The 25,846-nt window shown below is 38.7% G+C and carries 21 protein-coding genes, 1 tRNA gene and 2 rRNA genes; all 24 read left to right on the top strand.

Annotated features, from left to right (window positions below; genetic code table 11):
- The first annotated feature begins 134 nt into the window (after nt 1-134).
- Nucleotides 135-3,050 (top strand): 23S ribosomal RNA (locus tag QRX23_RS05770).
- A gap of 77 nt (nt 3,051-3,127) precedes the next feature.
- Nucleotides 3,128-3,244 (top strand): 5S ribosomal RNA (rrf, locus tag QRX23_RS05765).
- An 8-nt stretch (nt 3,245-3,252) separates the two neighbouring features.
- A tRNA-Val gene (locus QRX23_RS05760) sits at nt 3,253-3,325 on the top strand.
- Nucleotides 3,326-3,493: 168 nt separating this feature from the next.
- Entirely contained in the window at nt 3,494-4,639 is a 1,146-nt protein-coding gene (tgt, locus tag QRX23_RS05755; protein WP_277361755.1) for a tRNA guanosine(34) transglycosylase Tgt, read from the top strand.
- Between the two features lie 35 nt (nt 4,640-4,674).
- Entirely contained in the window at nt 4,675-5,064 is a 390-nt protein-coding gene (gene yajC / locus QRX23_RS05750) for a preprotein translocase subunit YajC (protein WP_330154981.1), read from the top strand.
- A 245-nt stretch (nt 5,065-5,309) separates the two neighbouring features.
- The gene (dinB, locus tag QRX23_RS05745) at nt 5,310-6,428 is read left to right on the top strand and encodes a DNA polymerase IV (RefSeq protein WP_456294457.1); all 1,119 of its coding nucleotides are present in this window, start codon (nt 5,310-5,312) and stop codon (nt 6,426-6,428) included.
- Between the two features lie 106 nt (nt 6,429-6,534).
- Nucleotides 6,535-7,485, top strand: coding sequence for a DHH family phosphoesterase (locus QRX23_RS05740; protein WP_150191053.1), 951 nt, complete (start codon nt 6,535-6,537; stop codon nt 7,483-7,485).
- Entirely contained in the window at nt 7,485-8,843 is a 1,359-nt protein-coding gene (locus tag QRX23_RS05735; protein WP_330154979.1) for a DEAD/DEAH box helicase, read from the top strand. The genes QRX23_RS05740 and QRX23_RS05735 overlap by 1 nt, the downstream gene beginning before the upstream one ends.
- A 333-nt stretch (nt 8,844-9,176) precedes the next feature.
- Complete coding sequence (alaS, locus tag QRX23_RS05730) at nt 9,177-11,825, top strand: alanine--tRNA ligase (protein ID WP_150191051.1); 2,649 nt, start codon at nt 9,177-9,179, stop codon at nt 11,823-11,825.
- A 48-nt stretch (nt 11,826-11,873) separates the two neighbouring features.
- Nucleotides 11,874-12,125 (top strand): IreB family regulatory phosphoprotein, encoded by a 252-nt coding sequence (locus tag QRX23_RS05725; RefSeq protein ID WP_002829001.1) that lies wholly within the window; start codon nt 11,874-11,876, stop codon nt 12,123-12,125.
- Between the two features lie 34 nt (nt 12,126-12,159).
- Entirely contained in the window at nt 12,160-12,594 is a 435-nt protein-coding gene (ruvX, locus tag QRX23_RS05720) for a Holliday junction resolvase RuvX (RefSeq protein WP_002829000.1), read from the top strand.
- Between the two features lie 11 nt (nt 12,595-12,605).
- Complete coding sequence (locus tag QRX23_RS05715) at nt 12,606-12,890, top strand: DUF1292 domain-containing protein (RefSeq protein ID WP_002828999.1); 285 nt, start codon at nt 12,606-12,608, stop codon at nt 12,888-12,890.
- A gap of 109 nt (nt 12,891-12,999) precedes the next feature.
- Nucleotides 13,000-13,272 (top strand): DUF1292 domain-containing protein, encoded by a 273-nt coding sequence (locus tag QRX23_RS05710; RefSeq protein ID WP_330154978.1) that lies wholly within the window; start codon nt 13,000-13,002, stop codon nt 13,270-13,272.
- A gap of 95 nt (nt 13,273-13,367) precedes the next feature.
- Nucleotides 13,368-14,048: a ComEA family DNA-binding protein gene (locus tag QRX23_RS05705; RefSeq protein ID WP_330154977.1), complete on the top strand. Its 681-nt coding sequence runs from the start codon at nt 13,368-13,370 to the stop codon at nt 14,046-14,048.
- A gap of 209 nt (nt 14,049-14,257) precedes the next feature.
- Nucleotides 14,258-15,892: a ComEC/Rec2 family competence protein gene (locus tag QRX23_RS05700; RefSeq protein ID WP_330154976.1), complete on the top strand. Its 1,635-nt coding sequence runs from the start codon at nt 14,258-14,260 to the stop codon at nt 15,890-15,892.
- A 44-nt stretch (nt 15,893-15,936) separates the two neighbouring features.
- Nucleotides 15,937-16,980 carry a DNA polymerase III subunit delta gene (gene holA / locus QRX23_RS05695; RefSeq protein ID WP_330154975.1) on the top strand — a complete coding sequence of 348 codons (1,044 nt, stop codon included), beginning with the start codon at nt 15,937-15,939 and terminating at the stop codon, nt 16,978-16,980.
- A gap of 138 nt (nt 16,981-17,118) precedes the next feature.
- Nucleotides 17,119-17,388: a 30S ribosomal protein S15 gene (rpsO, locus tag QRX23_RS05690; RefSeq protein WP_040761154.1), complete on the top strand. Its 270-nt coding sequence runs from the start codon at nt 17,119-17,121 to the stop codon at nt 17,386-17,388.
- Nucleotides 17,389-17,444: 56 nt separating this feature from the next.
- Nucleotides 17,445-17,699 carry a 30S ribosomal protein S20 gene (gene rpsT, locus QRX23_RS05685; RefSeq protein WP_002828993.1) on the top strand — a complete coding sequence of 85 codons (255 nt, stop codon included), beginning with the start codon at nt 17,445-17,447 and terminating at the stop codon, nt 17,697-17,699.
- Between the two features lie 246 nt (nt 17,700-17,945).
- Nucleotides 17,946-19,844 (top strand): ribonuclease J, encoded by a 1,899-nt coding sequence (locus tag QRX23_RS05680; protein ID WP_330154974.1) that lies wholly within the window; start codon nt 17,946-17,948, stop codon nt 19,842-19,844.
- A gap of 122 nt (nt 19,845-19,966) precedes the next feature.
- Complete coding sequence (locus tag QRX23_RS05675; RefSeq protein ID WP_330154973.1) at nt 19,967-20,890, top strand: hypothetical protein; 924 nt, start codon at nt 19,967-19,969, stop codon at nt 20,888-20,890.
- A gap of 201 nt (nt 20,891-21,091) precedes the next feature.
- Entirely contained in the window at nt 21,092-22,279 is a 1,188-nt protein-coding gene (gene tuf, locus QRX23_RS05670) for an elongation factor Tu (RefSeq protein WP_002828990.1), read from the top strand.
- A 243-nt stretch (nt 22,280-22,522) separates the two neighbouring features.
- A complete protein-coding gene (gene tig, locus QRX23_RS05665) occupies nt 22,523-23,812 on the top strand; it encodes a trigger factor (RefSeq protein ID WP_330154972.1) in 1,290 nt (429 codons plus the stop codon).
- Between the two features lie 131 nt (nt 23,813-23,943).
- The gene (gene clpX / locus QRX23_RS05660) at nt 23,944-25,191 is read left to right on the top strand and encodes an ATP-dependent Clp protease ATP-binding subunit ClpX (protein ID WP_002828988.1); all 1,248 of its coding nucleotides are present in this window, start codon (nt 23,944-23,946) and stop codon (nt 25,189-25,191) included.
- A gap of 12 nt (nt 25,192-25,203) precedes the next feature.
- Complete coding sequence (gene yihA / locus QRX23_RS05655) at nt 25,204-25,830, top strand: ribosome biogenesis GTP-binding protein YihA/YsxC (protein ID WP_330154971.1); 627 nt, start codon at nt 25,204-25,206, stop codon at nt 25,828-25,830.
- The last annotated feature ends 16 nt before the right edge of the window (nt 25,831-25,846 follow it).

Genomic DNA, 25,846 nt, shown 5'->3' with positions numbered 1-25,846 from the left:
TATAATTGATCATATCAATTAAATTGAGCCGAAAAAATACACCGCGTAATTTTTTGAGTTTTTTAAATAAGTTTAAAATCGCTTGTGACCATTGAGTCACAATACTCAAACGAAATCATCAACGATAGTTGATCGGTTAAGTTATTAAGGGCGCATGGTGAATGCCTTGGCACTAGGAGCCGATGAAGGACGGGACTAACACCGATATGCCTCGGGAAGCTGTAAGTAAGCTGTGATCCGGGGATTTCCGAATGGGGGAACCCAACTTGTGATGCAAGTTATCATTTAATGAATACATAGTTAAACGAAGGTAGACGTTGTGAACTGAAACATCTCATTAGCAACAGGAGAAGAAAGAAAAATCGATTCCGTCAGTAGCGGCGAGCGAACGCGGAGGAGCCCAAACCAGAGTGCTTGCACTCTGGGGTTGTAGGACTACCGTTGTGGAGTTACAAATTTGTTTATTAGCAGAATCAGCTGGGAAGCTGAGCGAAACAGGGTGATAGCCCCGTATGCGAAAGTAAGCAAACTCCCGTGTAGGATCCTGAGTACGGCCGGACACGTGAAATCCGGTCGGAAACTGCGAGGACCATCTCGTAAGGCTAAATACTCCCTAGTGACCGATAGTGAACCAGTACCGTGAGGGAAAGGTGAAAAGCACCCCGGAAGGGGAGTGAAAAAGTTCCTGAAACCATGTGCCTACAACAAGTTAGAGCCCGTTAATGGGTGATAGCGTGCCTTTTGTAGAATGAACCGGCGAGTTACGATACCATGCAAGGTTAAGGTGGAAAGACCGGAGCCGTAGCGAAAGCGAGTCTGAAATGGGCGTTTTAGTATGTTGTTGTAGACCCGAAACCAGGTGACCTACCCATGTCCAGGGTGAAGGTGCGGTAAAACGCACTGGAGGCCCGAACCCGTACATGTTGAAAAATGTTGGGATGAGGTGTGGGTAGCGGTGAAATTCCAATCGAACTTGGAGATAGCTGGTTCTCTCCGAAATAGCTTTAGGGCTAGCCTCGGAAGATAGCGTGTTGGAGGTAGAGCACTGTTTTGGTGCGGGGCCCATCTCGGGTTACTAAATTAAGATAAACTCCGAATGCCAATCACGTATGTCCGGGAGTCAGACAGTGAGTGATAAGATCCATTGTCGAAAGGGGAACAGCCCAGATCGTCAGTTAAGGTCCCTAAGTGTGTGTTAAGTGGAAAAGGATGTGAAGTTGCATAGACAACTAGGATGTTGGCTCAGAAGCAGCCACCATTTAAAGAGTGCGTAATAGCTCACTAGTCGAGTGATTCTGCGCCGAAAATGTACCGGGGCTAAACACACCACCGAAACTACGGGTGCCACATCAGTGGCGCGATAGGAGAGCGTTCTAAGGGCAATGAAGTCAGACCGTGAGGACTGGTGGAGCGCTTAGAAGTGAGAATGCCGGTATGAGTAGCGAAAGACAGGTGAGAATCCTGTCCACCGTATGACTAAGGTTTCCTGGGGAAGGCTCGTCCTCCCAGGGTTAGTCGGGACCTAAGGCGAGGCCGAAAGGCGTAGTCGATGGCTAACAGGTTGAGATTCCTGTACCAGGTGAACATGTTTGAACGATGGAGGGACGCAGAAGGCTAACAGAACCCAGCGGCTGGAAATGCTGGGCCAAGCAACAAGTCTTAGTGTGAGTCAAATGCTTGCACTTATACGGACAAGTTGTGATGGGGACCGAAATAAAGTAGGGAAGTCTGTGATGTCACGCTGCCGAGAAAAGCTTCTAGTTAGTGTTTACCTGCCCGTACCGCAAACCGACACAGGTAGTCGAGGAGAGCATCCTAAGGTGAGCGAGTGAACTCTCGTTAAGGAACTCGGCAAAATGACTCCGTAACTTCGGGAGAAGGGGTGCTCAGCGCAAGCTGAGCCGCAGTGAATAGGCCCAGGCGACTGTTTATCAAAAACACAGGTTTCTGCAAAATCGTAAGATGACGTATAGGGGCTGACGCCTGCCCGGTGCTGGAAGGTTAAAAGGAGTGCTTAGCTTCGGCGAAGGTACGAATTGAAGCCCCAGTAAACGGCGGCCGTAACTATAACGGTCCTAAGGTAGCGAAATTCCTTGTCGGGTAAGTTCCGACCCGCACGAAAGGCGTAACGATCTGGGCGCTGTCTCAACGAGAGACTCGGTGAAATTTAAAGACCCGTGAAGATGCGGGTTACCCGCGACAGGACGGAAAGACCCCATGGAGCTTTACTGTAGCTTGATATTGAGTGTTTGTGCAGCTTGTACAGCATAGGTAGGAGCCGTAGAAATCGGGACGCTAGTTTCGATGGAGGCAAACGTGGGATACTACCCTCGTTGTATGAACACTCTAACTCACACCACTCAGCGTGGTGGAAGACAGTGTCTGGCAGGCAGTTTGACTGGGGCGGTCGCCTCCTAAAAGGTAACGGAGGCGCCCAAAGGTTCCCTCAGAATGGTTGGAAATCATTCGCAGAGTGTAAAGGCACAAGGGAGCTTGACTGTGAGACTTACCAGTCGAGCAGGTACGAAAGTAGGGCTTAGTGATCCGGTGGTTCCGCATGGAAGGGCCATCGCTCAACGGACAAAAGCTACCCTGGGGATAACAGGCTTATCTCCCCCAAGAGTCCACATCGACGGGGAGGTTTGGCACCTCGATGTCGGCTCATCGCATCCTGGGGCTGTAGTCGGTCCCAAGGGTTGGGCTGTTCGCCCATTAAAGCGGTACGCGAGCTGGGTTCAGAACGTCGTGAGACAGTTCGGTCCCTATCCGTCGCGGGCGTAGGAAATTTGAGAGGAGCTGCCCTTAGTACGAGAGGACCGGGGTGGACGTACCACTGGTGTATCAGTTGTTCCGCCAGGAGCATCGCTGAGTAGCTATGTACGGATGAGATAAACGCTGAAAGCATCTAAGTGTGAAACTCGCCTCGAGATGAGATTTCCCATTCAGCAATGAAGTAAGACCCCTCAGAGATGATGAGGTAGATAGGCTAGAAGTGGACGTGCGGTGACGCATGGAGCGGACTAGTACTAATGGTTCGAGGACTTAACCAAGTAGCAAGTGGTGTAAGGCAAAAAATAGCAATTATGATTCAGTTTTGAGGGAACTAAGTTCACTCAATAAAAAAACGTGTCGTGATGATGGCACTGAGGTCACACCTGTTCCCATACCGAACACAGTAGTTAAGCTCAGTAGCGCCAAAAGTAGTTGGAGGATCGCCTCCTGCGAGGATAGGACATCGCGATGCATTATAATGGACGTTTAGCTCAGCTGGGAGAGCACCTGCCTTACAAGCAGGGGGTCACAGGTTCGATCCCTGTAACGTCCATAATGAAGATTGAATACATATTTTTATAGAAAGTTACCAAATTATTGGTAGCTTTTTTATTTTAAAAATAAAATAAGTAGACAAAATATAAATCTAAGCGTTATGGAACCCGTGTTTCTGATATAATGTATACTAGTTTGTTTATATAGAAGTGAAAGGAAATGTGATATGTCGGATTACGCAGTGAAGTATGAATTACTTCATGTCGAAAAACATACCGGTGCGCGATTGGGAAAAATTACGACACCACATGGGGAAGTTATGACCCCAATGTTTATGCCCGTTGGTACACAAGCAACCGTAAAAGGTGTGTCCCCACGTGAATTAAAAGAAATTAAATCACAATTCATTTTATCAAATACATATCATTTATGGTTAAGACCAGGAGACGAATTGATTGCTCAAGCTGGTGGATTGCATAAATTTATGAATTGGGATGGCCCAATATTGACTGATTCAGGTGGCTTTCAAGTCTGGTCATTATCAGACCATAACCATATTACTGAAGAAGGGGTTACTTTTAGAAATCACTTAAATGGTGATGAGATGTTCCTGTCTCCAGAAGTTGCTATGAGGATTCAGAATAACCTTGGTTCAGACGTTATGATGCAACTAGACGAAGCAATTCCATATTTTGAAACATATGACTATGTTAAAAATTCAGTTGAACGAACATCTAGATGGGCAGAGCGAGCTCAAAAAGCACATAAGCGTGAGCAAGATCAGGCACTATTTGGTATTGTCCAGGGAGCAGGTTTCAAAGAATTGCGAAAGCAATCAGCTCAAGATTTAGTTTCATTAGACTTGCCTGGATATGCTATTGGTGGTTTGTCAGTTGGAGAGTCAAAGCCGGAGATGAACCGTGTACTTGATTTCACAGTACCATTTTTACCAGAGAATAAACCGCGATACTTAATGGGTGTGGCTGCTCCAGATTCATTAATTGATGCAGCAATTCGTGGTATTGATATGTTTGACTGTGTATTGCCTACTCGTATCGGTCGTAAGGGAACACTAATGACTTCAAATGGTCGAGTGGTGATAAAGAATGCAAAATATAAAGATGATTTTTCATTAATTGATCCTGAAACTGAAGATTATGGATCACAGCACTTTACGAAGGCTTACTTACATCATCTTTTCAAGACAAATGAATTATATGGTCAAACAATTGCTTCCGTTCACAATTTACGTTATTTGTTAAAATTAATGGAAGATATGCGTCAGGCAATCGCTGAAGACCGTCTACTTGAGTTTAGAGAAGAAACGCTACGTAAGTACGGTTATTTTGAACCAAATGCCAGATTATTTTAAAATTAGTCAATATACTTAAGGAGTTTAAATTTATTATGAACGCAAATATACTTATTTTAGTTGTATTTATCGCCGCAATGTACTTTATTATGATTCGTCCACAACAAAAGGCACAAAAGAAGCGTCAAGCAATGATTAATGACGTGCAACCTGGTGCTGAAGTAATCACCATTGGTGGATTGCACGGTACTATTGCTGCAGTTAACAAAGAAGCACGTACTTTTGATTTAGATGCAGAAGGTGTTATCTTGGTGTTTGAATTATCAGCAATTCGTCAGGTTGTTAAGGAAGCCAATGCACCAGTGACTACAGAAGAACTAACAGAAACACCTGAAACATCAGAATCTGAGGCAACTACTGAAAAGCAATCAGAAAACACTGATGTTGATGCATCAAACGATGAATCAAAGAGTGAAGAAAAATAATCTGTAAAATATAGCTGTTGAAAACTGAAAGTGGCATAAAAGACGTGTGAAAGTTAATTGTGATTACAGAAAGACTTCAGTTTTTTGGCACACATTTAGGGTCATCAATCCATCAATTTTAAATTGGTAGATTGATGACTTTTTCAGTCTATAATAATTACCCATATTCTAGGCTTTTTTCTATGTAATTATAGAATGATGTCTTATGATAAAAATAAGTAAGCTTATCATGTAAAGAGGGGGATATGATGTCTAATTTTCTAGAAATACCTATTCATTTGAATACTGATAGAAAAATTTTACATATTGATATGGATGCCTTTTACGCACAAATTGAGATGCGTGATAACCCTGAATACAAATCTATACCTTTGATTTTAGCTAATGATCCTCGAAAAACTGGTGGTCGTGGAGTGGTTGCAACCGCAAATTATTTAGCTCGTAATTTAGGCGTTCATTCAGCTATGAGTGCTGCTGAGGCGCTAAAACTTGCACCACAAGCAGTTTTTGTCACACCCAATTTTGCCAAATATCGTGGTGTTTCTCAACAACTGCACCAAATATTTAAGCGCTATACGAATAAGGTTGAACCAGTTGCCTTTGATGAGGCCTATTTAGATGTTACTGAGAACATACCAAATATAAATAATGCGATACAATTAGCGCATGAATTGCAGCAAATCATTTATGAGGAACTTGAGTTGACAAGTTCGGTGGGCATTTCTTTTAATAAATTCTTGGCAAAATTAGCCTCAGAACATAATAAGCCAAGTGGACTGACAACTATTAACCCAGAAGATATTCGATCATTTTTAGATACCTTACCGATTAATGAAATGCGAGGGGTGGGAGCTAAGACTGCTGAAAAAATGATTTCCTTGGGCATCCGTAATGGCAAAGATTTGTATGATACAACACAGAATAAACTTGCGGATGAATTTGGAAAAAGTGGATATATCTTCTATGAACGAATTAGGGGTGTTGATGATCGCCCAGTTGTTTGGCAAAGAGAGCGTAAATCAATAAGTAAAGAAAGAACGTATGGTCCGTTTTTAGATACAGAGCAAGCAATAATGGATGAATTAAAGGATTTAGCTGCTAAGTTAACCGCCTCACTCATTAAATCACAATTGCATGGTAAAACATTGGTTTTAAAAATTCGTGATAATGAGTTTCAAACTGCAACTCATCGCGCAACAAGACTTGATTTTTTTCCAAATGATGAAGATGAAATTTATCATGCCGCTCAAGATATTTTAGATGAACTTGGTGGCTATCATCATGCAATTCGTCTACTTGGGTTAACAATGACAAATTTAGCAGCATTATCTTTTGAAAATGTTGTGTTACCTCTATATAAGTAGGAACTCATATGATTTTTCTGATATACTTACATATATTGTCATTTCAAATTTATCGTTAATACGATTATTAGTTAATAAAAATTTTTAATAGAATAGAGACTTACTTATGACAGCGCAAACAGCAATATTAGCGCAAATAAAAGCTGCACATACAATTATTATTCATCGTCATCAACGGCCTGATCCAGATGCTTTTGGATCACAGTTTGGATTAGCAGAGCTGATAAAAACATCATTTCCTGAAAAAAAAGTGCATGTTGTTGGTAAATCTGTACCAAGTATGGCTTGGATGGGACAAATGGAAAAAATCCCTAATAGTTTATACGATGATGCGTTAGTTATTGTAACAGATACAGCAAATTCACCACGAGTTGATGACCGCCGTTTTGAATACGGAAAAGTATTGGTGAAAATAGATCATCACCCTAATGATGAGCCCTATGGTGATTATACTTGGGTCATAGAGAATGCGTCATCAACTTCAGCAATGATTTTTTCATTTTATCAAGAATTTTCTAACGAATTAAAACTATCTGATAAAGGTGCTGCATTTTTATACTCAGGAATAGTTGGTGATACGGGTCGCTTTTTATACGGGACTACTTCCGATACAATGAACATTGTTTCTGAATTAATGAAATTTAATTTTGATTGGGTGAAGATTAATCAGCAAATGGATACTATTTCACTACCAGCCGCTAAAGCATCAGGTTTTGTATATGAAAACATGGTAACAACACAATATGGTTTTAACTATATTATTTTAACTAATGAAATTGTTGAGAATTTTAAACTAGGTGATTTTGGTACGGCATTTATTGTACCCTTACTGGGTAAAGTAAATACTGTCAAAGCGTGGGCAGTGTTTGAACAACAAGAAGACGGCTACTTCAGAGTGAGATTACGGTCACGACAAGTAATTATTAACGAAATTGCAAAGAGACACGGTGGCGGTGGCCATGAATTTGCAGCTGGTGCAAGAGCAAAAAATATTGATGAGATCAATGACATCATTAATGAGACAGATAATTTATTAAAGGAGCAAGCAGAAAAATAATGGCGAAATTTACTGATTACAATTTACGTCCAGAGATATATGAAGCTTTGACGGCAATACATTTTAAACAACCAACGACTGTTCAATCAAGACTGATTCCAGTTATCTTGCAGGGACGTTCTGTCGTTGGACAATCACAAACAGGTTCAGGTAAGACACACACCTTCTTGGTGCCAATCTTCCAGCAATATGATGCGACAAATCAAAAGGTTCAGGCAGTCATTACGACACCCTCTCGCGAATTGGCGCAACAAATTTATGAAGCAGCAAAGCAATTAGCAAGTACTTTTACTGAAGATACTCAACCAAGAATCAGTTTATATGTTGGTGGAATGGATAAAAGTCGTCAGATTCATCAATTACAGAATAAACAGCCACAAGTTGTTATTGGAACACCTGGACGAATCAAGGACTTATATCAGGCTGGTGAATTAGATATTCATACCGCAACCACACTAGTTGTGGATGAAGCAGATATGACACTTGATTTAGGTTTTCTACCAGATGTTGATGCTATCGCTAGTGCAATGCCTGAAGATTTGAAAATGCTGGTCTTTTCAGCAACAATTCCACAAAAGCTACAACCCTTCTTAAAAAAGTATTTATCAAACCCGGTAATTGAGGAAATTCCATCTGAGACAGTCATTGCACCAACCATTAAAAATATTTTGGTTGGAACAAAGGGTGAGACGAAAGATACGTTAGTTTATAACTTATTGACGATGGGTAATCCCTATTTAGCATTAGTTTTTACAAATACGAAAACGCGAGCACGTGAGTTAACTAAAAGTTTGCGTAGTCGTGGTCTAAAAGTGGCTGAAATACATGGTGGTATCCAACCTCGTGAACGTAAGCGCACAATGCAACAAATTCAACATTTAGATTATCAATATGTTGTTGCAACCGATTTGGCTGCTAGAGGAATTGATATTCCAGGCGTGTCACTTATTATTAATGATGGTATCCCAACGGAATTAGAGTTCTTCATTCATCGAGTTGGACGAACGGGTAGAAATGGTATGTCTGGAACGGCTATCACAATTTATAATCCAGATGAAGAAGATCGCGTACAGATGGTTGAAAATATGGGCGTGAAATTTGAGCCAATGACATATGCCCATGGTGAACTACAGTCTGGATATGATCGTCGTCGCCGTCGTCAGCGGACCAAAACTACAGCCAAATTAGATCCAACAATGATTGGTATGGTGAAGAAGAAGAAAAAGCGAGTAAAACCAGGTTATAAACGTCAAATTAAAAACAATATTGCCCGAGACGCAAAATATAAGAAGCGGGTTGCTGAACGTGAGACGTTACGTGCAGCAAAGAAAGCAAAAAAACGCGCCCATGACAAATAATTTGTTATTTTAAATTTACAAAATTATTTCAAGTTGTAAAAAGTAAGAAAAACAGTAATGGATATGATATAATACCCACAAGGACATGTCAGATTATTTCTTAGAGCATACAGAAACGTTGCGGTTGATGAGAGCAGCGCTAAGGGTCATCTGACGCTACCTAATTAAAATTGTTTGCGAAAGCGAACCGCGTGCTAGCGATATTAGCGATTAAAGAGGTAATGATACAGACAATCATTGCAATCGGAGTGGTACCGCGTATTTGCGTCTCTGTTATTGCAATGATTGTCTGTTTTTATTTAATATTTTTTTGAAATGAGGCTTACATTAAAGATGAAAGAATTATCATCGGCTGAGGTTCGTAGCTTATTCTTGCGTTTCTTTGAAAGTAAAGGACATAAAATTGAACCATCACAATCATTGATTCCACAAAATGACCCAACTCTTCTTTGGATTAATTCTGGTGTTGCAACTTTGAAAAAGTATTTTGATGGTTCGGTTGTTCCTGAAAACCATCGAATTACAAATGCACAAAAATCAATTCGAACAAATGATATTGAAAATGTCGGACATACGGCTCGTCATCATACCTTATTTGAAATGATGGGTAATTTTTCAATTGGTGATTATTTCAAAGAGGAAGCAATTCCATGGGCTTGGGAGTTATTAACAAGTCCAGAATGGTTTGGCATGGATCCAGATAAATTGTATGTAACTGTGTATCCAAACGATGATCAAGCAAAAGATATTTGGTTGCATAAAGTTGGTCTGCCTAAAGATCATCTTTATGAAGAACCAGATAATTTTTGGGATATTGGTGAAGGCCCCTCAGGACCTGATTCTGAAATTTTCTATGATCGGGGTGAAGAATTCAATGATCCTGATGAAGCAGAAAATTATCCAGGGGGTGAGAACGAGCGCTACTTGGAAATCTGGAATCTAGTGTTCTCACAGTTTAATCACTTGCCTGGATTAACAGATAATAAAGATTATCCTGAATTACCAACAAAAAACATTGATACTGGTATGGGATTGGAGCGTGTGGTTTCTGTATTCCAGCATGCGAAAACTAACTTTGAAACTGATTTATTTTTACCACTTATTCATAAAACTGAGGATATTTCAGGACAATTTAAATATGGTGAAGATGATACGAAAGATATTTCATTCAAGGTCATTGCCGATCATATTCGTGCCGTAACTTTTGCCATTGGAGATGGTGCATTGCCTTCAAATGAGGGACGTGGGTACATCATTCGTCGCCTATTACGTCGTGCTGTTTTACATGGTCGTAAATTAGGTATTAGCCAAGTATTTTTAAAGGATTTGGTTCCTGTAGTTGGTGAAATTATGATTTCTTATTATCCTGAAATTGCCAAGAATGCTGACTATATTGCTTCCATTGTTGAAGCTGAAGAAATTCGCTTTAATAAAACATTAACTGATGGATTATCACTATTAGATGACGTGATTGAGCAGGCTAAGAGTAAAAAGGGAATTATTGACGGTGCAATTGCCTTTAAGTTATATGATACTTATGGATTCCCATATGAACTAACTGAAGAATATGCAACTGATGAAGGCTTAAAGGTTGATCGTGATGGCTTTGATGAGCAAATGAAGGCCCAACAAGAACGTGCTCGTTCAGCACGTTCAAACAAAGCATCAATGGGTGTTCAAAATGAGTTATTGACTGGCCTAAAGACGCCATCTCAATATGTTGGTTGGTCTGAATTAACTGTTGAACAAACTGAGTTAGTTAATTTGATTGTTGATAATAAATTGGTCGAAGAAGCTAATGCTGGCCAAGTACAGGCAATATTTGCAAAGACACCTTTCTATGCTGAAATGGGTGGGCAGGTAGCTGATCTTGGTATGATTTATGATGAATCTGGTCAAGCAGTTGCCAAAGTAACTGATGTGCAAAATGCACCAAATGGCCAACATTTGCATACTTTGTCAATTATTGCACCGCTTTTCGTTGGCAAGCAATACAAGCTTGATGTTGACCGTCCATACCATGTTGCAGTATCGAAAAATCATACAGCAACTCATTTGCTAGATCAAACTTTGCGAAATGTTCTTGGAGAGCATACGACCCAAGCTGGTTCACTTGTAACTGCAGAAGGTTTGCGATATGATTTCACGTATAATGGTGCAGTGCCAAGTGAAAAGTTGCAAGAAGTTGAGGATATTATCAATCAAAAGATAATTGATAATTTACCAATTTCTTGGATTGAAACGGATATTGAATCAGCAAAGAAGCTAGGAGCAGTTGCCGTCTTCACTGAAAAATATGGTGAAAAAGTTCGTGTTGTTTCTATTGGTGATTACAATGCTGAATTTGATGGTGGAACACATGCTAATTCAACTGCTGAGTTGGGGATGTTTAAAATAGTTGGTGAACAAGGTACAGGAGCTGGCGTTCGTCGTATTGAGGCAGTTACTGGATCTGGAGCCATGGCATTGTTCAAATTGCATGATAGCTGGTTGGCTAAAGCAGCAGAACAAGTAAAAGCCCCACAGCTTTCAGAGATTAATGATAAAATTTCTGGATTGCAAACAGCACTTAAAGAGGCAGAACGTCAAGCTGCTTCTCTTGAGCAGAAATTGGCTAATCAAGAAGCTGATGCTGCGTTTGCAAATCCTCAAAAAATTAATAATTATACACTAATTGCTACAGAAATGGCAGTTGAATCAATGGATGTATTGCGTTCAACCGCTGATACGTGGAAGCAAAGTACACCATCTGATGTATTAGTTTTGGCTGCTAATTTAGGTGAGAAGGTTAATCTATTGGTTGCAGTTGCCCCAGAAGCAGTTAAAAAGGGTATTAAAGCAGGAGATCTTGTAAAGTCAATCGCACCAGCAATTGGTGGTGGTGGTGGTGGCCGTCCTGATATGGCTCAAGCTGGTGGAAAGAATCCAGCTGGTATCGCAGACGCCTTTAAGCAAGCAGCTGACTGGTTACAAGAAAAATAAGAAGTTAGTTATTATTAATAGAAAACCTTAAAGGGAGGTTTGGGTACAATGAGTTCATTGGATAATACAGCAGTATTTAAATTTGGTAATAATGAATCACATGATGTCCGAAAAATGTTGGAAGTAGTTTATGCAGCATTAGAATCAAAGGGATATAATCCAATTAATCAAATTGTTGGTTATTTAATTTCAAACGATCCAGCATATATTCCACGTGTTAATGATGCGCGTAATTTAATTCGTAAATTTGAACGGGATGAAATTATTGAGGCATTAGTAACGGATTATTTAGCAAAATAATGTCATCAAGCAACGTAGGAAGAGGTCAAATGATATGGGACGTATTCTAGGTTTGGATGTAGGTTCGCGCACAGTCGGTGTTGCTGTTTCTGATCAATTAGGTTGGACCGCACAAGGCGTAGAAATTATTCCAATAAATGAAGATGAGAAGGAATTTGGTATCGACCGAATGAAAGAACTCGTAGCTAAGTATGAGCCAATTGGATTTGTTCTGGGATTACCCAAGAATATGAACAATACTTCTGGACCTCGTGTTGATGCTTCACGTGCTTATGGTGAGTTATTGAAGGAGACTTTTGGTCTACCAATTGATTTTCAAGATGAACGCTTAACGACAGTTGAAGCTGAACGTATGCTGATTGAAGAAGCTGATACATCTCGTAAGAAACGTAAAAAAGTTATCGATAAATTGGCAGCAGGTTTAATTTTGCAAAATTATTTGGACCGAAAAGGATCGTTGGTAAAGTAAGAGGTAAAAAAATGGATGAAGAACAAGACATTATTACATTAGTTGACGATAATGGTGATGAACAATTATTTGAAGTATTATTTACTTTCAAATCTGAAGAGTATGGTAAGTCTTATATTATTCTTTACCCAGCTGGATCTGGTGAGGATGAAGAAGTTGAGATGTTAGCTTATATCTTTGACCCAGAGGAAACACAGATTGCAACAGAAGGTGGACTAACACCAATTGAAGATGATGCAGAATGGGCAATGGTCGAGGAACATCTAAATCAATTTTTAGATGAGCAAGAAAATTAGTTAAAGGTCATCAATCTACCGAAATTAAATTGGTGGGTTGATGACCTTTCCAATATTTAATAACCGTTACTCATGTCCCCAGCAGTTATTTTAATTAGGGAGAAATTAAATGGATAATGCGGAAATTTTTATTTTGACAGACTCAGATGGTCAAGAACATGAATTTCAAGAGCTTTTTTCATTCGACTCAGAGGATTTTCAACGGTCATACATCATTTTAGAGCCAGTTGATGAAGCTGAAACTGAAGAAATTGGTGTTTTACCATTTATTTATGAAAAAGACGCTGAAGAAGGTATGTTGCAGCCGATTGAAACAGATGAAGAATTTACGATGGTTGAGGAAGTTATGAATACAATCTTCAATGATCCAAAATTACGCTAATATTGCAAGCATGATGATTGAAAACATTTTTGTTTTCAATCTTTTTTTGTACGCTCTAGTTAATTCTGCGTCTTTATTATTAAAAGGGGTAGAAAATGATTCAAATTAAAGCAATGTATTATCGTTATCGACATCAAATATGTTTTAGTAGTGTTTTAATGGTTGTGGGAATCAGTTTTTTAATATGGTGGCAAGTTTCCCAGAGTAGTTCTAGTATGTCATCGAAAGATATCACGACAATTTCAGCTCATCAAAATATAGCAAAAAAAAGTAAAAAGTCCAAAAAAATGTTGCATGATAAACAATCAAAAAAAGTTGTGATTGATGTAAAGGGTGCCGTCTATCGGCCAGGGGTTTATTATTTTGCCAAAGAACCAATCGTTGCAGAAGTATTACGAAGTGCTGGTGGGCCGCTACCAAATGTTGATAATGTTCGAATAAATTTGGCAGCAACATTAAATAATGGTCAAGTACTCTATGTTCCAGTGGAAAATGAACAGGTACCAGAAGCGTATCCTTTACCAGGAAACCCAGTTCATAACGAACAACATATTGGGCAAGCCAGCGACCAAGATAATTCGAATGATAAAATTAATCTAAATACTGCTGACAGTGCCACTTTGCAGAATTTGCCAGGAATTGGTGAAAAACGTGCACAGGACATTATTAAGCAACGTGAAACAATGGGTGGCTTTAAAACAATCTCTGATTTACAACAAGTTAATGGTATTGGTGAAAAGACATTTGCAAAATTAGAGCCGTTGGTAACGGTATGAAATCAGGATATTTATTGATATTAGGAATGTGCTTAGCATGCGTTAATATGATATTTCTGTTTCGCTTTTGGTGGGCACTACCGTTTTTGATATGGTTTATCTTATTGTTATACCGTAAATTTAATCACTATATGTTGAGCACCTGTATAATTATATGTATTTTTGGTTACTTTGGTTATTGGCAGTTTAATATTGATCGTTTAGTCAAAATGCCTACTGGTGAAACTTTGTTATTAGGGTATACACGATCGGAATTTTACATTGAGAATGATGGTATTCAACTGTTGGGGTTGATGCACCTGTTTAGTATTTCAGGATTTCAAGTAACCATTGTCTACCAATTATGGCGAAGTCTATCAAGACAATTATTTATTCAACGGGAACATTCACTTGTGATTGTACAATTTATGCTAATTGTTTTGTGGGTGTTTGCGGGTGGTGTGCAATCTTTGATTCGACCAATATTTTTAGGTATCAGTCAAGCTTGGCGTGATTTACATTGGATAGTTATTGATGCAAAAGATGCATGGGAATTAGCATTAATTGGTGGCTTGATAATTGAACCTGGTGTTTTACATAACTTCGGGGGCCAATTATCTTACTTACTGACTTTTGGATTACTTTGGCTTCAAGACAGACCCGCATGGCTCCAAAGTATTTGGTTATCGACTTTTATTTTACCCACTTTATTGTGGCATACGTTTAGCTGGCATCCGATTAGTTTGTTAGCCAATTTATTGATTGTCCCCATATTTTTTTGGCTAATTATACCCGTGATTATTTTGGGGATTTTTGCAACAATTTGTCATTTTGCATGGCTTCAAGATATTTGCGAATGGATTATTAATTTAATGCAGTTGTGTATCAAGTTTGGTACCAAAATTCCTGGAGAATGTTTATTTGGTAGGCCATCGATCATTTTTTGCATTGTTTTGACTATATTGCCATTGATATGGCTAATCACTTGTAAGAAACGATTATTATTTTTGATAATGGTTTGTTGTTATACGATACTATGGGGTATGCCACGTTTTTTTCCAGGAGGCTTTGTTGCTTTTTTTGATGTTGGGCAAGGAGACACAACTATATTACGACCTTCACATAATCAAGTTACTTTGATTGACGTTGGTGGTAGAATGCGATTTTCGAAACATGACCAAACAAAGAAGAATACACGTAATTACCAGGTAGAAGAATTGATTCATTTTTTAAAAGGTCATGCTATTAATAGGATTCAACAGTTAATATTGACTCATAAGGATATTGACCATATAGGGAATATATCAGACTTTCTAGAGCAGATTGATGTGACAAAAATTTATGTACCTGCGGGCATGGAACATCAGCCCGGCTTTAAAAAGCGCATTGCAAAGTACGTACGGTCAGGTGGAAAAGTATATCCAGTGTTGGCCGGATTACACGTGACGAAAGATATTCAAGTTTGTCATCCAATTATTAAAGGAATTGGTGAAAATGACGATTCCATAGCAGTATACATTGATTTTAAGACACTTAAATTAATGATGACGGGGGATTTATCTAAAAAGGGAGAGATAGACATCATCAACAACTTTTACTTGCCACGAGTGGATATCCTTAAGTTTGGCCATCATGGATCAAAGACGAGTACAGATGAAATGTTTGTGAAACGGTTAAGACCCAAAATTGGCATTGTTTCTGCGGGTATTAATAATCGCTATGGGCATCCAAACAAAGAAACGATGATGACAGCAAAAAATCATCATTTGAAAGTCTATAGTACTGCCAAGCAGGGAATGATTAAGGCGAAGTGGGGGCTACTAAACTGTTATCAAATATACTACCGACATAAGTTAAAACATTAGTAGGCAGAACTTGGTAGACGTGCTATCTTATAATATAGATAAAAATGAGAGGGGATGTTGTTTTGACCGTAACTTTAGCAGACGTTTTTAACGATGTACAGACAGGACAACTATATCCAATTTACTTTGTCCAAGGCCAGGATCAATATTTAATAAATCTGGTCAGAGAAAAGTTTTTAACTATAATTCATCCTGATGATCGTGCATTAAACTTAGCACAATTTGATTTAACTGAAGTACCTTTAAGTCTGGCAATTGACGATGCTAAATCAGTGCCCTTTTTTGGTAATCAGCGTGTCGTAATTCTAGACAATCCATATTTCTTAACTGGTGAACGGCAAAAAAGTAATTTAGAACATCACGTTGAGGATTTGGTAGACTATATTAAACAACCTGAACCGCAAACAACAGTCGTTATTTTTGCCCCCTACGATAAGTTAGATAACCGGAAAAAAGTTACAAAATTGTTGAAGGAACAAGCAAGATATCTTTCGTTTGTGAATTTAAGTGATAAGGATATTACTCGTTTTATGGATCAACGAGTAAATGAAGCTGGCTATTTCATTAATTCTGCAGCAAAGCAAGAATTAATTAGATTGACGAATTCTTCATTAACTCAAATAATGTCCGAATTAGACAAATTAATGCTTTATACATTAAGTGAAAAGCAAATTAATGTGTCAGATGTAAAAGAATTAGTGACACATACATTAAGTGAAAATATTTTTGATTTAATTGACTGTTTATTGAAGGGACAATTAACACGTGCCGTTAATTTGTATCATGAGCTGTTATCAACAGGTGAAGAGCCATTGCGATTACATGGTGCATTAGTAGGACAATTTCGTTTACTATTACAAGTTAAATCTAGTGAAAAAAGTGAAAAAGGGATAGCTTCTGAGTTAAAAGTCCATCCATACCGTGTGAAATTGGCAAAACGTGTTGTCAGAAAATTTAGTTATGTACGTTTAGCAAGCGCTTATCTTGGTTTAGTTAGTATGGAAGAACAGCTAAAATCTACGTCGCGGGATCCAGAATTATTATTTGAACTGTTTATTTTAAAATACAAAAATCAAATGGCTGAATAAAATACTTGCATATAATTGACTAATTTAGTATGATACTAAGAGTGCATTAGCACATGACCTTTTACTATGTTTGACGGTTCACCGTCGTCATACGTTGTTTGAGGCGACTATTATATTATGAAAGGTGGATATCCAACAATGGCTATTTCTGCAGAACGCAAGAATGAAATCATCAATGAGTTCGCTCGTCACGAAGGTGATACAGGTTCAGTTGAAGTTCAAGTTGCAGTATTGACTGCTGACATCAACGAATTAAACGGACACATGTCAGAGCACAAGCATGACTTTCACTCACAACGTGGCTTGATGAAGAAAATCGGTCACCGTCGTAACTTGCTACGTTACCTACGTAACAATGATGTACAACGTTACCGTGAGTTGATCCAAAAGCTTGGTTTGCGTCGTTAATATATAATATATTAATCACGTTTTTATTTTGACATTTATCATCGGAGGGAAAAGCGATGCCAATTATTGAGTCATCAATCCAACGTGCCCGCTTAAACAAAGTGCAACGCGAGCGTAACATCTCACAACTAAGTGCATACCGTACTGAAGTTAAGAAGTTCCGTGTTGCTGCTGAATCTGGCGAGGGTAACTTACAAGAGTTATTCGCTGCAGCTTCATCAGCAATTGATCGTGCCGCATCAAAGGGCTTGATTGCTAAGAACAAAGCTTCACGTGACAAGTCACGTTTGGCTTCATTGTTGAACAAGTAATTTATATTACAAATAGACAATATAAAAAGACTAGTAGCTTTGCGCTGCTAGTCTTTTTTTAATGAAGAATAATCTTTAACTGCTTTTCTAAATATTTTTCTATTTTATTTTCAAGTTAAACTATTTAAAAATTATGATAGATGACTTACAGGTTTTCTAGCGTGCGCTTATGTGGTAGTATTGTATTAAACATTTTAACGTTGGGTAAAATAAAAACCCGTGAAATAAAACGAGAATAGGAAAATTATGGCAACTACATTAGACATTATGCCGTTTGGTGGCGTGCGTGAAAATGGAATGAACATGTACGCTGTGACGGTTGATGAAGATATATTTATTTTAGATGCAGGATTGAAGTATCCTGAGAGTGACTTATTAGGGGTAGATGTTGTTATCCCAGACTATGCATACTTAGTTGAACACGCAGATAATATTGCAGGAATTTTTTTGACACATGGTCATGCTGATGCGATTGGCGCATTACCTTACTTATTGTCAGAGGTACAAGTCCCAGTATTTGGTTCGGAATTAACGATTGAATTGGCAAAATTAGCTATTAATAATGAGACCAGTTTGAAAGATTATGATGATTATCATATTGTAAGAGGTAATTCTGAAGTTCGTTTTGGAAATGTGACAGTTTCTTTTTTTGAGACAACACATACAATTCCGGAGTCTTTGGGAATTGTGATTGAAACCGCGGTTGGACAAGTCGTCTACACAGGTGATTTTAAACTGGACACAACAGCATTACCATATTATCAAACGGATTTATTGCGATTAGCAGAAATTGGTCAAAAAGGTGTTGTGGCATTGCTAGCTGATGCAGCTGGAACGGCACATATTGGGACGCCAGATCATGAATCAGTGCTAGGCGATTATATTTTAGAAAATTTTCACTTACACAAGTCTGGCCGAATTATTGTTGCTGCGGTAGCATCAAATATTCAACGTATTCAACAGGTAATTGATGCTGCATATAAAGTGGGTCGAAAAATTGTCATTTCAGGGAATGACTTGGAAAAAGTTGTGCGTACGGCTCTACGTTTAAAAAAGTTAATTTTACCTATACCTGAAAATGAGATGTTTGTTTCTCTTAAGAATCTTTCTAAACTGCCAGCAGATGAGACAGTTATTTTAGAAACAGGACGAATGGGAGAACCAATTCGTCACTTACAGAGAATTGCTCATGGTGATGATCGTAATATTAAAATTCAACCTGGTGATTTGGTGTTTATAACTACGACGCCATCTACTGCGATGGAGGGGTATGTTGCGAAAACACGTGATATGCTGTTTAGAGCAGGAGCCATGGTCAAACAGATCTCTACTGATAAAAAGTCTTCAGGACACGCATCAAAAGACGATTTTCAATTAATGCTAAATTTGTTGAAACCTCAAAATGTTATCCCTGTTCAAGGAGAGTACCGCGTCTTGAATGAGGCGTATCGAGCAGCGGAACAAGTTGGATATGATGATGATCACGTATTTTTACTAGCCAAAGGTGATAAGCTACGATGGAATGGTGAGAAGTTCTATCTTGGTGGATCAATTCAAGTCACATCAACTATGATTGATGGGTCAGGGGTTGGTGACATAGGTTCGATTGTTTTAAATGACCGACGCATTCTGTCAGAGGATGGTGTCTTTATCGCAGTTATCACGATTGACCGTAAAAAGAAAAAAGTGATTGCACCAGCTAAAATTGATTCTCGCGGATTTGTCTACGTCAAAACTTCGCGTGATTTAATGCATGAAGCTGCAGAACTGGTTGAACAGACTGTCGCAGAAGGTGTCAAGAATACAAAGGACTTTGACTGGGGTAACTTAAAAAACTCTGTACGAGATGCTTTGGGAAAGTTTTTGTATGAAAAGACAAGACGGAAGCCAGTCATTTTGCCAGTTATTATGGAGGCAAATCAGAATGGCCGTCGTCGCAGACGAACATCAGCACATCAAGGTAACAAAAATAAGGCCGTTAGTGCAAAATTAGTTAAAAAACAAACTAATAAAAAGAATACGGCCAATAATACTGATAAAAAGTCGGCTTCAAAACCGCTTAATCGTAAGCCTAATAAGGCTCGCCGACAAAGAAAAAATAATAATCAACGCAAACAGTCAAAGCAAACTGTTGATGCCGAGTAAATAAAAAATCATTCTGTGATTTAGATGAAGAGATTCTTTTTTGTTTAACAATATAGTTAAATGATTAAGAATCTTTTAGTTTTAGGGAATTTAAGATCCAACTAGTTAGAAGGAATTTTAATATGACAAGTGAACAAAATACCAATGAACGATACTCATCATTAGTTTTGGAAGCAAAAGAAGAAATTAACAATGGATCATTAAGTCGTGCGCTAGATACTTTGACTTTGGCGTATCAATTAAGACAAACTGTGGAAGTGAATCATCTTTTGGTAACCACGTTAATTGCACAAGGACAATATCAGGAAGCACAGATTATTGCAGATGAATATTTAACTTCGTATGCCAAAGAGGAACAAAGTGCAAAAACTTATTTAAACCTGGCCCTTCATAATCATTATTTTCTAAATGCATGGGAATTTTTAACTTGGTTACCAGAACGACTGCAAGACAAGTTTCGCTTCATGGTTGTTGAAGAGGAGAATCATTATCGATTAAATCAAGAAAAAACAATTCAAACAATTGTAAGACAATTTTATCATCTTAGTGATGGCGATATGATTGAGCAACAAAAACGTTTATTAGCCGCGAATAAGTTGCCTTTAAGCGAATATGAAATTGGGGCGAAGTTTGTATTACGTGATCCTTTTTTATCACAAATTTCACGAACTACTGTACTAGATGAATTAAGGCGAGTTAAGACATCGGATTCAGTGGAATTTATGGATTTGAAAGGTAACTTAAACACATACATTCCTGCAGAATTAAAATCACTAGAACAAGACCAAACGTATGTTAATATTTTGAAAGAATTAGATAAGTATACTAAAAAACTTGGACCAGATATGGTTCATGGACTGAGAGAACAAGTACATCTACTGTTGATGATCGCTTATCCACAATTGTCAATCATTGTTCAAGACGTCACGAGTTGGGTCGCTGGATTGGTTGCGGAAACATTTGAATATGCTATGCCCGATGAGCCTGATAACCAAGTTATTTGGCGTAATAAATTGCAAAATAGTTTAATGAATTTAATTAATTAGAAAAAACAAGAATATATAGAGAAAAATAAGTAAAAAATATTTACAAAAATAGGGAAGTTATATATAATAATTTCAGTCTCATATAGAGAATTAAAAAGATTTTCGTATCTTATTGTTTCAGTTATGAGGTATGTGTAGTATACTTATACTAAGCAATAAGGTTGATTCTAATCAACATGCGAATAATAGGAGGACAAGCTTTTGGCTAAGGAAAATTACGAGCGCACTAAGCCGCACGTTAATATTGGAACTATTGGACACGTCGACCACGGTAAGACTACGTTGACTGCCGCTATCTCAAAGGTACTATCAGATAAGGGTTTGGCTAAGCAAGAAGACTTTGCTTCAATCGATGCCGCTCCTGAAGAGCGTGAGCGTGGAATCACGATCAACACTGCTCACATCGAGTACGAGACGGAAGCACGTCACTACGCCCACATCGATGCCCCAGGTCACGCGGACTACGTTAAGAACATGATCACTGGTGCCGCTCAAATGGACGGTGCTATCTTGGTTGTTGCTGCAACTGATGGTCCTATGCCACAAACTCGTGAGCACATTTTGTTGGCTCGTCAAGTTGGTGTTGACTACCTTGTAGTATTCTTGAACAAGACTGACTTGGTTGATGATGATGAATTGGTTGACCTAGTTGAGATGGAAGTTCGTGAATTGTTGTCAGAATACGATTTCCCTGGGGATGATATTCCAGTTATCCGCGGTTCAGCTTTGAAGGCTTTGGAAGGTGATCCAGAACAAGTTAAGGTTATCGAAGAGTTGATGGATACTGTTGACTCATACATTCCAACACCAGTTCGTGATACTGACAAGCCATTCTTGATGCCAGTCGAAGACGTATTTACGATCACTGGTCGTGGTACTGTTGCTTCAGGTCGTATCGATCGTGGAACTATCAAGTTGAACGAAGAAGTTGAAATTGTTGGTTTGAAGGAAGATGTTCGTAAGACAGTTGTTACTGGTATCGAAATGTTCCGTAAGACTATGCAACAAGGTGAAGCCGGTGATAACATTGGTGCATTGTTGCGTGGTGTTGACCGTAAGGAAATCGAGCGTGGTCAAGTTTTGGCTAAGCCTGGTTCAATTCAAACGCACACTAAGTTCTTGGCCGAAGTTTATGTTTTGACCAAAGAAGAAGGTGGACGTCACACACCATTCTTTACTAACTACCGTCCACAATTCTACTTCCACACAACTGATGTTACTGGTGTAGTTGAATTGCCAGAAGGTGTTGAAATGGTTATGCCTGGTGATAACGTAACATTCGATATCGAATTGATCGCACCAGTTGCCATTGAAAAGGGATTGAAGTTTACTGTTCGTGAAGGTGGCCGTACTGTTGGTGCCGGAACTGTTTCAGAAATCCTTGACTAATCTACAATTTGTCGTTTAGTTAATGGTTATAAAAAGAGAGTTATTGCATCAATGATGTGATGACTCTCTTTTTGAATTTTAAGAGAAAATCTTATATAATCTATAATGAAGTACTTTACGGTGAGTGGAATGTTTTATGGCATAATATTGTCAAAATAATGCGTTTCCGATATACTGATTAGGTATGTAAAGATAATTTATGTCGTAAATAGTGTAAAGCTAGCGACTATTGGAGGAAAAAACATGGCAAATGCAGTTTTCACTAAGGGTGAAGGCAATAAGGGAACAATTAAGTTTGAAGTTCCTGTTGATGTATACGCAAAGGGAATTGATGCAGCATTCAACGAAGTAAAGAAGCAAATCAGTGTTCCTGGTTTCCGTAAGGGAAAGATGCCAAAGCAGGTATTTTTCCAAATGTATGGTGAAGAATCATTGTATCAAGATGCCTTGAACAAGATTCTACCAGACGTTTATGGAGAAGCCGTTTCAGAAACAGGCGCAATGACAGTTGGACAACCAAAAATTGAAGCAGAATCAATGAACAAGGGTGAGACTTGGGTTTTGACTGCTGAGGTTGAATTGGCTCCTGAAATCGAACTTGGTCAATACAAGGGTGTTGAAGTTCCTGCTTCTGATACATCAGTTTCTGATGCAGATGTTGATGAAGAACTTGCAAACATGCAACAAGGTCAATCTGAACTTGTCTTAGTTGAAGAAGCTGCTAAGAATGGTGATACTGTTGTCATCGATTTTGATGGTTCAGTTGATGGTGTTCACTTCGATGGTGGACAAGCTGATAACTATTCATTAGAATTGGGCTCAGGTTCATTTATTCCTGGATTTGAAGAACAATTGGTTGGTGCAAAGGCTGAAGACAAAGTTGACGTTAAGGTTACTTTCCCAGAAGATTATCAAGCAGCTGACTTAGCTGGTAAGGAAGCCGTTTTCGAAGTAACTGTTCACGAAGTTAAGACTAAGGAAATTCCTGCACTTGATGATGAATTTGCTAAGGATGTTGATGAAGAAGTTGAGACTTTAGCTGAATTGAAAGAAAAAGTTAAGGCTCGCTTGGCAGATCAAAAGGCTTCAGCAGCTAAGGAAGCTAAGGAAGATGCCGCCGTTGCTGCAGCTGTTGACAATGCCAAGGTTGTTGGTGATGAAATTCCTGCTTCAATGATTGATGAAGATGTTCATCGTCAAATGAACCAAATGTTTGCATCAATGCAACAACAAGGTATTTCACCAGAGCTTTATTACCAAATTACTGGTACATCTGAAGATGATCTTCACAAGCAATATGAAGAAGGTGCTGAGCGTCGTGTAAAGACAAACTTAGTATTGGAAGCTATTGTTAAAGCTGAAGACATTAAGCCATCTGATGAAGAAATCGCTGCAGAAGTGAAGTCATTGGCTGAAGCTTACAATATGGAAGAAGATGCTGTCCGCAATGCATTGTCAGATGACATGTTGTCACATGACATTGCAATTAAGTCAGTTGTTGACTTAATTGTTGCCGAAGCAGTTGAAGCCTAAATATTGGTTTTAATAAAAAGGTTAGACTTTTGTAGAAGTCTGACCTTTTTTGTCTTTTTCCGGTAAGCGAAGTTTGATACAATACTTACAGTATTATAATTTAATGGATAGAAGTTATAGGAGGTTGGACAGTGTTTAATACGACTGACAGCTCAAATGGGGTTGCATACTGTTCATTCTGTGGTAAACCCTCTACTGAGGTCAAAAAGTTGATTGCTGGCCCAGGGGTTTACATTTGTAATGAATGTGTTGCTTTAGCCCAAGACATTATTAACGAAGATTTACAACAGGATGCAATGGCACGGACGCTAACATTGAAGACACCGCGTGAAATCGTTGATAATTTAAATGAATATGTTATCGGTCAAGACGATGCTAAACATACTTTGGCAGTTGCTGTCTATAACCATTACAAGCGTGTTAATGCAAAATTAACGGGTGAAACGGGGATAGAGGGTGTTGATCTTCAAAAATCAAATATCGCTGTGATTGGACCAACTGGTTCTGGAAAAACTTATATTGCACAGTCAATGGCTAAATTATTGAATGTACCTTTTGCTATTGCAGATGCAACGACATTGACTGAAGCAGGTTATGTTGGTGAAGATGTTGAGAACATTTTGTTAAAGTTAATTCAAGCAGCGGACTATGATGTTGAGCGTGCCGAAACTGGTATTATCTACATCGATGAGATTGATAAGATCGCTAAGAAGGCTGAGAATGTATCAATTACTCGTGATGTGTCTGGTGAAGGTGTGCAGCAAGCATTGTTAAAGATGCTAGAAGGAACAATTGCTAATGTTCCACCTCAAGGCGGCCGTAAGCACCCAAATCAAGAATTTATTCAAATTGATACGACGAATATTCTCTTCATAGTTGGTGGAGCTTTTGCTGGTATTGAACAGATGGTTAAAGAGCGTCTTGGGGCGAAGGTTATTGGCTTTGGTACCGATGCCAAAACACAACAATTGCAAAGTTCAGATAAATCAATTATGCAGCAAGTGTTACCTGAAGACTTGATGAATTTCGGATTGATTCCAGAATTTATTGGTCGATTACCAATATTAACAGCACTAGAAGAACTAACTGAGTCAGACTTGGTTCGTATTTTGACTGAGCCTAAGAACGCTTTAGTTAAGCAATACCAAGCTCTGTTGGCTCTAGAGGATGTTGATCTCAAATTTACAGATGATGCGCTGAAAGCAATGGCACATTTAGCTATTGAACGCGAAACTGGTGCTCGTGGATTGCGGTCAATTATTGAAGAAGTTATGCGTGATGTTATGTTCGATGTGCCATCTCGTGAAGATGTTACGGGTGTGGTAATCACAGAAGGTGCCGTATTACGCCAAGATGAGCCTGAATTAGTTACAGAATAGTGGGGTGCGACGATGGAAGTTCATCAAGTTGAAATGGTGATGTCTGCGGTTCGTGAATCACAATACCCAACAGGTGGTTTACCAGAGGTTGCCTTTGTTGGACGATCAAATGTTGGTAAGTCATCATTGACTAATGTGTTAATTAACCGTAAATCTTTTGCACGAACCTCTTCACAACCTGGAAAAACGCAGACGCTAAATTTTTATAAAGTTGAAAATCAAGTTTTCTTTGTGGACGTTCCTGGTTATGGGTATGCAAAAGTATCAAAAAAAGCACGTGAAGACTTTGCCATCATGATTGGTGAATATCTTCGTAAACGAGTGCCATTAAAGGGAATTGTTCAATTAGTAGATGCACGTCATTTACCTTCACGAGAAGATATTGAAATGTATAATTGGTTAATTTCAGATGATATTGGTTTGCCTGTATTGGTTGTTGCAACGAAAGCTGATAAAATATCTCGTGGCAAATGGAATAAAGTTGAAGCTGATATCAAGCGGAGTTTGCAGTTTAATGAAGAGTTATCAGATTTTGAAATTTTTTCTGCGGAAACCAAATATGGTAAAGACAATATTTGGGATTGGCTGGAAGCACGAATGTTAGACGGCAGTGAGTTTGATCCATCAGATTTTGAATAATTTGAAAGCAGGGAAC

The sequence above is a fragment of the Weissella paramesenteroides genome (assembly GCF_036327715.1).
Taxonomy (GTDB): domain Bacteria; phylum Bacillota; class Bacilli; order Lactobacillales; family Lactobacillaceae; genus Weissella; species Weissella paramesenteroides.
The sequence above is the reverse complement of the archived record's forward strand: the minus strand, read 5'-3'. Positions and strand labels throughout refer to the sequence as shown.

Bases quoted from the DNA above. Each gene is read 5' to 3' on its own strand.
- tgt (WP_277361755.1), top strand. From the start codon at position 3,494: ATGTCGGATTACGCAGTGAAGTATGAATTACTTCATGTCGAAAAACAT.
- yajC (WP_330154981.1), top strand. From the start codon at position 4,675: ATGAACGCAAATATACTTATTTTAGTTGTATTTATCGCCGCAATGTAC.
- dinB (WP_456294457.1), top strand. From the start codon at position 5,310: ATGATGTCTAATTTTCTAGAAATACCTATTCATTTGAATACTGATAGA.
- QRX23_RS05740 (WP_150191053.1), top strand. From the start codon at position 6,535: ATGACAGCGCAAACAGCAATATTAGCGCAAATAAAAGCTGCACATACA.
- QRX23_RS05735 (WP_330154979.1), top strand. From the start codon at position 7,485: ATGGCGAAATTTACTGATTACAATTTACGTCCAGAGATATATGAAGCT.
- alaS (WP_150191051.1), top strand. From the start codon at position 9,177: ATGAAAGAATTATCATCGGCTGAGGTTCGTAGCTTATTCTTGCGTTTC.
- QRX23_RS05725 (WP_002829001.1), top strand. From the start codon at position 11,874: ATGAGTTCATTGGATAATACAGCAGTATTTAAATTTGGTAATAATGAA.
- ruvX (WP_002829000.1), top strand. From the start codon at position 12,160: ATGGGACGTATTCTAGGTTTGGATGTAGGTTCGCGCACAGTCGGTGTT.
- QRX23_RS05715 (WP_002828999.1), top strand. From the start codon at position 12,606: ATGGATGAAGAACAAGACATTATTACATTAGTTGACGATAATGGTGAT.
- QRX23_RS05710 (WP_330154978.1), top strand. From the start codon at position 13,000: ATGGATAATGCGGAAATTTTTATTTTGACAGACTCAGATGGTCAAGAA.
- QRX23_RS05705 (WP_330154977.1), top strand. From the start codon at position 13,368: ATGATTCAAATTAAAGCAATGTATTATCGTTATCGACATCAAATATGT.
- QRX23_RS05700 (WP_330154976.1), top strand. From the start codon at position 14,258: ATGCCTACTGGTGAAACTTTGTTATTAGGGTATACACGATCGGAATTT.
- holA (WP_330154975.1), top strand. From the start codon at position 15,937: ATGAGAGGGGATGTTGTTTTGACCGTAACTTTAGCAGACGTTTTTAAC.
- rpsO (WP_040761154.1), top strand. From the start codon at position 17,119: ATGGCTATTTCTGCAGAACGCAAGAATGAAATCATCAATGAGTTCGCT.
- rpsT (WP_002828993.1), top strand. From the start codon at position 17,445: ATGCCAATTATTGAGTCATCAATCCAACGTGCCCGCTTAAACAAAGTG.
- QRX23_RS05680 (WP_330154974.1), top strand. From the start codon at position 17,946: ATGGCAACTACATTAGACATTATGCCGTTTGGTGGCGTGCGTGAAAAT.
- QRX23_RS05675 (WP_330154973.1), top strand. From the start codon at position 19,967: ATGACAAGTGAACAAAATACCAATGAACGATACTCATCATTAGTTTTG.
- tig (WP_330154972.1), top strand. From the start codon at position 22,523: ATGGCAAATGCAGTTTTCACTAAGGGTGAAGGCAATAAGGGAACAATT.
- yihA (WP_330154971.1), top strand. From the start codon at position 25,204: ATGGAAGTTCATCAAGTTGAAATGGTGATGTCTGCGGTTCGTGAATCA.